Here is an 11,856-nt window from a genome sequence, read left to right as displayed (position 1 = left end):
AATGCAAACGGCGTGACCACGCTCACCGGCAAGAACAAGGTGGATACGCTGGGCGATTTCCGTTCGCTGCTGGGCTTCAGCTTCGCCAACGATCAAACGCTCAGCTTGAGTTCCATCAACGGCAGCGGATACGTGGTGAATGCGGGTACGTCGCCGGTGTCGATCGTGGTGACCAACGGCAATCTGTATCAGACCGACCACACCTGGACGTATGACGGCACCGGCTCGTGGTCGTCCACCGGTGCCATCGGCACGCAGGCCAATCCGATCTACGTGCTGGGCACCACCACGCAGTACGTGCCGCTGGTGGGCGATCCGCCGGCGTACTTCTACGCCGAGACCGCGGCGGGCGCGATCCTGCCGATCGTGGGCGACAGCGTGAACATTCCCACGTCGCTGTTCTCCAGCCGCGCGCAGAACGTCAACAATCATCTGGATTCGTACATCGACGCCAGCGTGATCACGGCGAACTACCGCTCGTTCGGCATCGTGCCTTCCGGCATTCTGCTGCCGCCGGATCAGCAGGCATGCCAGGCGGGCAGCGGAGCGGATTGTCCGGACGAATGAGCGAACGAGGAAGCCAGATGCGCCATGCATGCCGGGTGGTTTCGTTATGTTGCAGCGTGCTGCTTGCCGGTGCAGCCCAGCAGGCGTTGGCGCAAATCGCGCCGCGTCTGACCGGGGAAGCGGCAATTGCCAGGCTCGATACGGCCAAGCAAGATCTGGCGTCGCGCGCGAGCACGACGCACGACGATCGTCTTGCCGCAGTGAGTGCGCAGCTGGGCGAGATGGCCGATGCGTTGCGCAAAACATTGGGCGACAAGGCGAGCCAGCCGGCCGACATCATGGACGATGGCCGGCGCGCCGCCGTATTGCGTGGCGACGCGGCGGTACAGCGCACGCGTGCCTATCTTGATCAGGCACCCAGTTGTCCGGGCAACGATGCCAAGGCGTTGACGGACGCCTTGGCGACCACCATCGACAACCTTGCCAAGACGTCGAGTTCGTCGAAAGCAACGCCGGTCATCAACAGTGTCGAGACGATCGATCATCGTCCGGTGTTTGCGCTGCATCCGGGTAATACGCCGATCGCCTTGGCGTTGGTGGGCACCAATCTCTCGGACCCGCAATGCGCCGATCCGCAGCTCACCGCTACCGACGAGAAAGGCAAGCCGCTCGATACGCAACCTGTCATCACCGGCGTACTGCCCACGCGCGTCGAATTGAAATTCCCGGACGGGGCAGGGAGCAAGTCAGGCGCCGTGATGTTGCACGTGGTGCCCAAGCACAAGGTGTTTCTGCGCGGTTGCACGTCGCAGCCGGAAGCGGTGACGGCCCTGCAGGTGACAGCGCCCATGCGCGTCTCGATCAGCTACGACTTGACCACCACATGCAGCAATGGCCAGCGTGTACCGAGTTCCGGCACGTTGCCGGACATCACGGCGTACGGCACGACATCGTCGCGCCAAGTGGAAGCTGCGTGTCCGGATCCCTCGCGTTATGCGATCAGTGCCAAGGTGACGTTCGGCGATGGCAGCAGTGCTTCGGTGGGGCTGGTTGAACAAACGGCTGCGGCAGATATCACGATGGGATTGCCGGCGGGATTCACGTTGAGCTGGAGCCCGTCGACGCGAACGGTGTTTGTGCGTTCGGCGGCGAATGTGTGCAAGGGCGTGTATTGATCACACACGTTGCGCGTAGGTTGGGGTGCGAACCCCAACATCCAAATGCGCGTGCATGGCGATGTTGGGGTTCGCACCCCAACCTACGAAGGCGCGGGAGTTACTCGCTCTCGCCCGAAATCACCTGCAATTCGCTCATGCCACCCGGCGCCAGATCCTTCATCAAATCGACAAAGCTCAATCCCACCAGCCGTTGCGCACGGCGCAACAACAACGGAATGGGGCTGGAAGGCTCGCACCGCGCGTAGTAATCGCAGATGTCGTCCAGGCGGCGAATCACATCCTGCGGACTTTCGATGCGGCCGCTGTGCACCTGCTGCGTGGAACCGGATGAACCGCCGGCAGCGACCTCACCCTCTGCATCGCCACCACCCTCGACGGCCTGCGGCGAGCGCTTCGCCAGCTGCGGCTCCAGAAACTTCTTCACTTCATAGACGTCGCTGAGCAGCGGCTTCAATTCCGGCCCGGCCGTGCCGACCTGCTCGTTGAAAATGGCATCGATCGCCTTGACGTGCTCAAGCGCCGCGCTGATCGCCGCCACGTTCGCCGCCAACTGTTCCTCCGGGCAATCCATGCAGCAGGCTTCGATCTGCGTCAGGCCGGGGCGTTCGGCATTGTCGTCATCGCCGTCGCCCACTTTCAGCGTGCCATTGGCAATGCGCAGATCGCGCAGGTTAAAGCGGCCCATGCGCGGCGATTGCACGAACGGTGTAACGCGGAAAAAGCGCAGCATGCCCTGCAGATCGGCAATCGCCGCCACCGCATTCACTCGTGCGGTGGGGTCGTTGTCGTCCTCGGCATCCAGCTGTGGATGCACGCCATCCCAGTATTGCTCCAGCAGGTTGCGGATCAACTGCAGGCCGGCGGACCAGCCGGGCAGGCCGGTCGTGCGCATCCAGGCGGTGGTCAAATGCACGGCAACGCGCAGGTCCTTGGAACGCCCCAGCAGCGCCTCCGCCTGACCGGATACCTTGTCCCAGTCCGGCTCCTCCGCCGCAATCACTTCCTCGCCAATTCCCCGTTCGGCTTTGGGCGCGGCCAGGCGCTCCAACGCCAGGAACTCGGGGTCATATTCAAGATTTTCCCCCGTGGGCGATTCACCATCGAGGGGAGACAGCAACGACTCCAGGGCAGGGCTGGTCATAGGTGCGTAGTGGTCCTTGAGGTGGTGGAAATCCTACCGCAATTGGCCGTCATGATTCACACGAAAGGTAGGTGGAGGTGAGGCGTCGCCGAACCCCAACATGGCCTGATGGCGTCGGAGATGTCGGGGGGCGCGCGCTCATCCCCACTTACGCGCCACCCCGTAAAAGGAGCCCACTTGTGCAATGCGCTGGTCAAAATCGTAAAGGCACTTGTATGGAAATCGTTGCCTGATGTTTGTTCGACTGCACCGGTTATTGCATGCACGGGGAAAGTCATGAGCACGTGGAAAAGCAGCCTTGCGGCAGCATGTTTGCTGGTATCCAGCTACGGTTGTGCCGCCACGGAGGTTCAGGTCACCGTGCATGGCGATCGGCCCGGCGCGGTCATTCATCGCGACATCTACGGGCAGTTCGCCGAAATGCTGGGGCGCGGCATCTACGACGGCATCTGGGTCGGCGAGAACTCCTCCATTCCCAATATCCACGGCTATCGCAAGGACGTGGTCGATGCCTTGAAGGAAATCAAGGTGCCGGTGGTCCGCTGGCCCGGCGGCTGTTTTGCCGATCAATACGACTGGCGTGACGGCATCGGTCCGCGCGACAAGCGGCCGGCGCGCCCGAATGCCTCCTGGGGCGGGGAAGAGCGCAATCAATTCGGCACGAACGAGTTCATGGATTTTGCCGAGCTGATCGGCGCCAAGGCTTATCTCAGCATCAACGTGGGTACTGGCTCGCCGCGCGAGATGAGCCAGTGGATCGAATACATCACCGCAACAGGCCAGACGACGCTGGCGCAGGAGCGGCGCGCGAATGGCCGCGACAAGCCTTGGAAGCTCGACTACGTCGGCATCGGCAACGAAATGTGGGGCTGTGGCGGTTCGATGCGGCCGGAGTTTTATGCGGACGCATATCGCCGATACGCGACGTTCGTGCCCAAACCCATCGAGCGCATCGCCAGCGGCGCCAACGCCGACGACGTGGCCTGGACGGACAAAGTGATGGCGATCGCCGGCAAACAGATCGATGCCATCAGCCTGCACAACTACACCATTCCCACCGGCGATTGGGCGCATAAAGGTTCGTCCACGCAATTCGATGAAGCGCAATGGATGTCCGTGCTGCAAGGCGCACTGCGCATGGATGGCCTGATCGCCAGGCACAGCGCGGTGATGGATAAATACGACCCGGCCAAACGCGTGGCGCTGGCGGTGGACGAGTGGGGCAATTGGGAAGACCAGGAGGGCAGTGACGCGCTCTACCAGCAGAACAGCCTGCGTGACGCCATTTCAGCGGCGATCACGCTGGATATTTTCCACGCTCATGCCGATCGCGTGCGCATGGCGAACATCGCGCAGATGGTGAACGTGCTGCAGGCGATGATTCTTACCGACAAGTCGAAGATGGTGCTGACGCCGACGTATTACGTGTTCGACCTGTACAAGGTATTTCAGGATGCCACCTCGTTGCCGGTGAGCGTGCAAGGGCCGGTGTATCGCTACGGGAATGCGTCGGTGCCAGGTGTGCATGCAACGGCCGGGCGTGATGCGGCAGGTGTGGTGCACGTGGCCCTGGTGAACCTCGACCCGCATCGCGCGGACACCGTTCGCGTGCAGCTGGCCGGCATCAAGGGCGTGCATGTGCAGGGCAAGGTGCTGACGGCGCCGGCGATGAATTCGATCAATACCTTCGATCAGCCGCACGTGGTGGAGCCGAAGGCCTTCGACGGCGCAGGCCTGGCCGATGGTGTGTTGACGGTCGCGCTGCCGTCGAAGTCGGTGGTGGTGTTGGATATTCGTTAGTTTCGTGGGTACGTAGCCCCTTGCCGTCATTCCGCGAAAGCGGCATCCGTTTCGCTTTTACATCAGAGCACCATGGATTCCCGCTTTCGCGGGAATGACGACCATTAAGGATACGCGGGTCATCTCCATACGTAGCGGCATAGGCATGAAAACTTCAAACGCAATGGTTTCCGTTTCTTCTCCGCGCTGGCTCGCTCGCTGCAGCCTGGCCTGCCTGCTGGGTTGCGCAGCGTTCGCCGCTAACGCGCAGCAGGGCGCTCGCCACATCGCCATCGACGTGAACGGGCCATCCGCGCCACTCGACCGCTTCTTCAATCTCTCCGTCGGTTCGGATTACCCCGGCACGCTGGAGCGCGATGACAGCATGGCGCAGCTCAAGACCGTGCGCGACGAACTCGGTTTTCGCTACATCCGCTTCCATGCCATTTTCCACGACGTGCTTGGCACGTATAGGGAAGTCGACGGCAAGCCGGTGTACGACTGGACCAAGGTCGACGCGCTCTACGACAGGCTGCTGGCGATGGGCATCCGCCCGTTTGTGGAATTGGGCTTCACGCCCGAAGCGATGAAAACTTCCGATCAGCACATCTTTTACTGGAAGGGCAACACCTCCCATCCGGTGATGTCGAAGTGGACCGCGCTGGTCGATGCCTTCGTGCGCCATCTGGAGCAACGCTATGGCCAGCAGGAAGTGCGCAGCTGGTATTTCGAAGTGTGGAACGAACCCAACCTGGCCGGCTTCTGGGAAGGTGCCGATCAAAAAGCGTACTTCCAGCTATTCGATGCCACCGCGCGCACCATCAAGCAGATCGATCCCGCCTTGAAAGTGGGCGGCCCGGCTACCGCGGGCGCGGCATGGGTGCCGGACTTGATTGCACACGCAACGCAGGCGCACGTACCGCTGGATTTCATCAGCACGCACACCTATGGCGTGGATGGCGGTTTTCTCGATGAGCATGGCCAGAGCGACACCAAGCTCTCGCCCTCACCGGATGCGATCATCGGCGACGTGCGGCGCGTGCGCGAGCAGATCAGCCATTCGTCGCTTCCCCACTTGCCGCTCTATTTCACCGAATGGAGCACCAGCTATACGCCGCGCGACGCCGTGCATGATTCTTATGTGAGTGCCGGCTACGTGCTCAGCAAGCTCAAGGCGAGCGAGGGGCTGGCGCAAGGCATGAGCTATTGGACCTTCAGCGATCTTTTCGAAGAGCCCGGTCCGCCCACTGCGCCGTTCCAGGGCGGCTTTGGCTTGATGAATCCGCAAGGCATCCGCAAGCCGGTGTACTTCGCCTACAAGTACCTCAATGAACTCGGCAGCACCGAACTTAAAACGGCGGATGCGCAAAGCTACGTGACGTGGAACGGTGGTGTGCTCAAGGTATTGGCGTGGGATTTCATGCAGCCGAAGCAGGACAAGAGCAACCGTTCGTTCTATACCAAAGTGCTGCCTGCGCAGCCGGAAGGGGACATCAGTCTCGATCTCAAGCATCTGGCACCAGGCAAATATCAGGTTGCCATTTATCGCACCGGGTTCGATGCCAACGATGCGTATTCGGCGTATTTGCGCATGGGATCGCCTGCGTCGCTGAGTGCGACACAGTTGCAGCAATTGCAGGCGGCCACGGCAGATCATGCCGACATGCGTTCGCTCATCGTCGGTGCGAAGGGGAATGCGACATTGTCTGTGCCCATGCGGTCGAATGATGTGGTGTTGGTGGAGATTGTGCCCAGCCATTGAAGTGGTGCCCACCGTGCACAAGTGGCCAAAGGATTCGTCGTCCCGGCGAAAGCCGGGACCCAGCGACTTGAAGATCGTGAAAGTCACTGGGCCCCGGCCTTCGCCAATGCTCCGAACTTAAGATTCCTCCAGTCGCTACAGAACCCAAACCCGTCATTCCAGCGAAAGCTGGAATCCAGTGCCTTTCAGCCAAAAGTCGCTGGATTCCAGCTTTCGCTGGAATGACGAACAAGAGTTTCCAGCGGTTGAAAATCCTTAAGTTCGGAGCATTGCGGCCTTCGCCGAGGCGGTGAATCGGTAGCACTGAATATTTGCAGGCAAGAAAGTCGACCTCCGATGCTGCATGGAGGCAAGTACGTTACGGCTCCTTCCAGGCCCCTTCATCCGCAGTACCACCATCCGCCACCGTACTAATCGCCTGCGTATTCACATCAAGCATATTCACCGAGATATAAACCCCTTTATCCGGCCCCGAAACGATGTGAAGCGTGCGATTGAGCAAAATGCGCGAATCGTCCCTGGACCAGTCGACGGGATAGTAAGCGTCGAAAGGATTCAGCTTGTTGGTGATCTGGCGAATGTCACCGCTCACGGAGCACATGACGAAGACTGCGCCAAACGGAAACGGCGAACCCGGCACGGCAACGTTTCGCGTGAAGGCAAAATGCTTGCTGTCGTGCGACCAGCTTGGCGAGCTGCCGTAAAGGTTGCCGAACTCGCCGCCGCGTGTCTTGCCAGTCCTGAAATCCACGATTTCCATAGCGGTCGTGGTATCCCATGCATACACCCCGCGCGTGCCGTCCGGTGAAATCGCCAAGTGGGCCTGGTCGGCGCTTTGCAGATGCGAAATGCGCGTGGCCTTACCGGTGGCGATATCGACTTTATAAACGTCGGAATACACCGGCGGGTTCAAGCCCACATTGCCGAAATAATGGATCTCGACGAACAGTTGCTTGCCGTCGAGTGACCATTGCGGCGGCTGAAACGCGCCATCGGCCGGTCCCGGACAAAACAACGTATGCTGGTCGCCGCCGTTCGGCCTGACCAGCGCCAGGCACTGATTGTTGTCCACGCCGCCATCGATAAAGGCAATCCACGAGCCAGGCCCCCATACCGGGTATTGGTGCCTGCTTTTGCCGAGGGTGATTTGCTGAAGCCTGCCGTTGTCGCGGTTCAAGCGATAAATTTGCGATTCGGTAAACCAGTCCGCGGTCGCGACGCGCTCGAAGATAATGGCGTGGCCATTCGGGGACCACCGTGCACCGAGATCCAGCGTGCCGAGGGAAAGCGGCGTGAGCTGCATTGTTTTGCCGCCTGCCGCATGCGTTACATCGATCGCGGTGGCATCCGTGATGTCGCCGGAGGCGATATGGCTTTGCGAAAACAGCACCGAACCGCCTGGTGCTTGCTCGGTTGCGTTGATTCCCGGTGCGTAAGCGGCCGCCCATGAAGCAGCTGCGGCAAACGAGAACGTCGCTGCCCAGCGACGCGCGAATTGCGTGACTTTCATAAGGAATTTCCTCTGTGACGTCCTATCGTCCCCCCATGCCGGCGATGCTACGGCTGCGCGCGTGAAGCTTCGAAAAAATCGTGATGACTACGCGCATTTGGCGTGACGCTCAAAAACCGCCATTTTTGGATTGACGATTTTTTATTCATCCGTGCTACACACTCGTCATTCCAGCAATTCCGTCAAGGCAGCGTCATGACTCAGCGATTCGATGCGGTGGTGGTGGGGGCAGGGCAGGCGGGGCCTTCGTTGGCCGAACGCTTGGGCAAAACCGGCCGCAAGGTTGCCGTCATCGAGCGCAAGCTGGTGGGCGGCACCTGCGTCAATACCGGGTGTATTCCCACCAAGGCGATGGTGGCCAGCGCCTATGTGGCGCAGCAGGCGCGGCGCGCGGCGAGTTATGGCGTGAATACCGGTGACGTGCACGTGGATATGGACGCCGTGTGGAAGCGAACGCAAGGCATATCCGGGCAATCGCGCAACAGCGTCGAGACCTGGCTGGCCGGCATGCAGAATGTTTCCCTGCTGCGCGGGCATGGCGCCTTCGAGTCAGCGCATGCGTTGCGTGTGGGCGATGCGCTGATTGAAGCCGACGAGATATTTCTTAATGTAGGCGGACGCGCCGTGGTGCCTGATTTTCCAGGCGTGGACAGCGTGCCTTACCTTACCAATACCAGCGTGTTGCAATTGCGCGAGGTGCCGAAGCATTTGGTGATTGTCGGCGGCAGCTACATCGGGCTCGAATTTGGGCAGATGTTCCGCCGTTTCGGGGCCGAGGTCACCATCGTCGAGCGCAGCGATCGCCTGTTGCCGAAGGAAGATCCCGATGTGTCGGCGGCGGTGGTCGATATCCTGGAAAAGGAAGGCATCCAATTGCATCTGGCCGCCGAGTGCATCGAGCTGCGCGGCAAGGCTGGCGAGATCAGCGTCGTGGCCAAATGCGCCAAGCCGGGCTTGGACGTACATGGCACGCATCTGCTGCTTGCCGTCGGCCGCCGGCCCAATACCGATGCACTGGGCCTGGACAAGGCCGGCGTGACGACGGACACGCACGGTTACATCGCGGTCGACGATCAATGCCGCACGAATGTGCCTGGCATTTGGGCTATGGGCGAATGCAATGGCAAGGGCGCCTTTACCCATACCGCGTACAACGATTACGAAATCGTGGCAGCGAATGTGCTGGATGGCGAGGCGCGGCGGATTTCCGATCGCATTCTCGCGTATGCGCTGTTTATCGATCCCCCTTTGGGGCGTATCGGGCTCACCGAACAAGAAGCCTTGAAGAAAGGCCATGACGTGCGTGTCGGCGTACGTCCGATGACGCGCGTGGGGCGCGCGGTCGAGCGAGGTGAAACGCTGGGTTTCATGAAGGTGATCGTGGATGGGAAGAGCGAGCAGTTGCTGGGCGCGGCGATTCTTGGCGTCAGTGGCGATGAGGCCATCCACAGTCTGTTGGATGCGATGTATGCCAAGGCGCGCTATCAAACGGTGACGCACGCGGTGCATATCCATCCGACGGTGGCCGAGCTGTTGCCGACGGTATTGCAAAGCCTGTCGCCCGCGTAGGTTGGGGTGCGAACCCCAACATCACGATCCATGGGAGATATGGGTGTTGGGGTTAGCAAAGGGAATCGGGATTCGGGAATAGCAAGAGCGGGCCGATCGCTTGCGGATGCCTGCTTTTTCTATTCCCGATTCCCTAGTCCCTCACAAGCCTGCGTAGGTTGGGGTGCGAACCCCAACAATACGATCCGTGGGAGATACGGATGTTGGGGTTCGCACCCCAACCTACGCTACGTGTTTGGCTTTCATCCATTGCTGGCGGATCGGCAATGCGCGGATTCTTTCACCTGTCGCCGCGAAAATCGCGTTGGTCAACGCTGGCGCAATCGGCGGCAATCCGGGTTCGCCCACGCCGCTCAACGGCACCGAGAAATCATCCGCGCCCACCATGTGCACGTGGATCTCGCGCGGCGCCTCATTCATGCGCAGCACCAGGAAGCCGTTGAAATTGGATTGCTCGGCGCGGCCGTTCTTGAAGCTGATTTCGCCATGCAACGCCAATCCCAACCCCATGATCACCGCGCCTTCCAGCTGCGAGCGCACGCGTTCGGGGTTTACCTGCGGACCGCAGTCGATGGCGATGTCCACGCGCGGGATGCTCAGCTTGCCGTCGGCAGTGGCTTCCACTTCGATGACCGCAGCGGTGTAGGAGACAAAGCTGCGATGCGCGGCCAGGCCAAGGCCACGCCCTTTGGGTCGCTTGCGATCCCAATCCGCCGCCGTCGTCACCGTTTCGATCACGCGCTTCAGTCGCTTGGTATCGATCGGGAAAAGTGCCGGGTCTTCGTCGTAGTTGGTAAACGGCAATAGTGTCGATGGAGCGAACTGGCGGTCTGCGCCGATCAATTCCAACAGGAAATCGCGATGATCACGCCCTGCGGCGTGTGCCAGCTCCGCCACGAAACTCTGGATGCCGTAGGCATGCGGAATGTTGTATACCGAGCGGAACCAGCCGATGCGCGTATGCGCGTCGATCGCAGGATTTTCGATGCGTACGTTGGGGATGGCGAACGGCAGGTCAACGATGCCCTGGTTCAATTCGCCGGCTTGTTCGTGATCGACGCCGGGCATGAAGGTGGATGAGATGGAGGGTGCCACCGTGCGATGCAGCCAGCCGGTGACCTTGCCCGAACCATCCAGTGCCGCCTCGAAATGCGCAGCGGACACCGCATGGAAATAATCGTTGACGATATCGTCCTCGCGCGTCCACAGCACTTTGACCGGCTTGCCGATGGCACGCGAGAGCAGGGCCGCTTCCACGACATAATCCGGTTTGGATTTTCGCCCGAAGCCACCGCCAAGCAAGGTGACATTCACCGTGATGTTGGCGTCCGGAATACCCAGCGCCTTCACCAGTTCGTTGCGCACGTCTTGCGGTGATTGCGTAGGCGCCCACACTTCGCATTTGCCATCGGCAAAGCGCGCAACCGCGCACGGCGGTTCCATGGTGGCGTGGGCGAGATGGGGAACGTAGTAATCCGCAGTGACGCGTTTGGCGGCGCCATGCAATGCCTGGTCGATGTTGCCGTCGTTGCGCACCAGCTCGCCCGGCTTGCGGTTGGCGGCGTCGAGTTGCGCATGGTAAGCGACGGAGTCGTAGCCGGCGTTCGGGCCGCTGGTCCAGTTGAGTTTCAATTGCTCGCGTGCCTTGATTGCCGTCCAGCTGTTGTTGGCGATCACGGCCACGCCGCCCAATGGCTGGAAACCGGACGGCAGCGGCGTGGAGGTCAGCGTCATCACTTTCACCACGCCGGGCATTTTCTCTGCGTCGCCGCCATCGAACGACGCAAGCTTGTCGCCGTATACCGGCGGACGTGCAATCACCGCATAAAGCATGCCGTCCAAGCGTGTGTCGATGCCGTAAGGGGCACGACCGGTGACGATGTCGTGGTTATCGATCAACGGCGTTTTGCCTTTGCCGATGTAGCGGAATTCGGCCGGTGATTTCAGCCCTAGCGTTTGGGGGGCGGGTGCGGGCAGGGCCGCGGCCTTGCCGGCGAGTTCGCCAAAACCCAGCTTGCGCCCGTTCTTGGTATCGACCACCTCGTGTATGCCGGCCTTCACCTGGCTCACCGGTACGTCCCATTGGGCCGCGGCGGCCTGTTCCAGCATTGTGCGTGCCGCCGCGCCGGCGCGGCGCAGCGCGGCGAAACTCTGGCGCAGGCTGCGCGAGCCATCGGTGTCCTGGTCGCCGTATGTCACTTCGTCGCCCGGCGCCTGGCGCACTTTCACGCGCGACCAATCCGCGCCGAGTTCATCGGCTACCACCATCGCCACACTGGTGCGCACGCCCTGGCCCATTTCGGAGCGGATGCATACCACCGTCACCGTGCCGTCCGGCGCGATCTCGACGAACAAATGCGGATCGTCGCGCAGCCCGTGGTCGGTCGCTTCGCCACCGTATTTCTTCTTG

Annotated in this window: 8 protein-coding genes; 5 read left to right on the top strand and 3 right to left on the bottom strand. The window is 61.0% G+C overall.

The genetic code is table 11. The annotated features are described in order from the left end of the window. The coding region (locus VJR68_RS13055; RefSeq protein ID WP_324148255.1) for a hypothetical protein at window positions 1–567 on the top strand (567 nt) is incomplete at its 5' end. Then, entirely contained in the window at window positions 564–1,682 is a 1,119-nt protein-coding gene (locus VJR68_RS13050) for a hypothetical protein (RefSeq protein WP_324148253.1), read from the top strand. The genes VJR68_RS13055 and VJR68_RS13050, both read left to right, overlap by 4 nt. Window positions 1,683–1,782: 100 nt before the next feature. Here VJR68_RS13050 and tssA read toward each other — a convergent pair whose 3' ends face one another. Next, window positions 1,783–2,826 (bottom strand): type VI secretion system protein TssA, encoded by a 1,044-nt coding sequence (gene tssA / locus VJR68_RS13045; RefSeq protein WP_324148251.1) that lies wholly within the window; start codon window positions 2,824–2,826, stop codon window positions 1,783–1,785. 276 nt (window positions 2,827–3,102) lie between these two features. On the opposite strand from tssA, the gene VJR68_RS13040 reads away from it, so the two are divergent. Together VJR68_RS13040 and VJR68_RS13035 are read left to right on the top strand one after the other, a co-directional pair. After that, window positions 3,103–4,626 (top strand): alpha-N-arabinofuranosidase, encoded by a 1,524-nt coding sequence (locus VJR68_RS13040; protein WP_324148249.1) that lies wholly within the window; start codon window positions 3,103–3,105, stop codon window positions 4,624–4,626. Between the two features lie 145 nt (window positions 4,627–4,771). Further along, window positions 4,772–6,367: a GH39 family glycosyl hydrolase gene (locus VJR68_RS13035; protein ID WP_414647784.1), complete on the top strand. Its 1,596-nt coding sequence runs from the start codon at window positions 4,772–4,774 to the stop codon at window positions 6,365–6,367. 358 nt (window positions 6,368–6,725) lie between these two features. On the opposite strand, the gene VJR68_RS13030 is transcribed toward VJR68_RS13035, so the two are convergent. After that, the gene (locus VJR68_RS13030; RefSeq protein ID WP_324148247.1) at window positions 6,726–7,877 is read right to left on the bottom strand and encodes a hypothetical protein; all 1,152 of its coding nucleotides are present in this window, start codon (window positions 7,875–7,877) and stop codon (window positions 6,726–6,728) included. A gap of 195 nt (window positions 7,878–8,072) precedes the next feature. Between VJR68_RS13030 and VJR68_RS13025 the strand changes: the two genes are divergently transcribed. Then, a complete protein-coding gene (locus tag VJR68_RS13025) occupies window positions 8,073–9,446 on the top strand; it encodes an FAD-containing oxidoreductase (RefSeq protein ID WP_324148245.1) in 1,374 nt (457 codons plus the stop codon). 222 nt (window positions 9,447–9,668) lie between these two features. On the opposite strand, the gene VJR68_RS13020 is transcribed toward VJR68_RS13025, so the two are convergent. Further along, window positions 9,669–11,856: xanthine dehydrogenase family protein molybdopterin-binding subunit (locus VJR68_RS13020; RefSeq protein WP_324148244.1), on the bottom strand; the 2,188-nt coding region annotated here is incomplete at its 5' end.

It is taken from the genome of Dyella sp. (assembly GCF_035277725.1).
Lineage (GTDB): Bacteria > Pseudomonadota > Gammaproteobacteria > Xanthomonadales > Rhodanobacteraceae > Dyella_B.
This window is presented reverse-complemented; position numbering and strand designations above follow the sequence as displayed.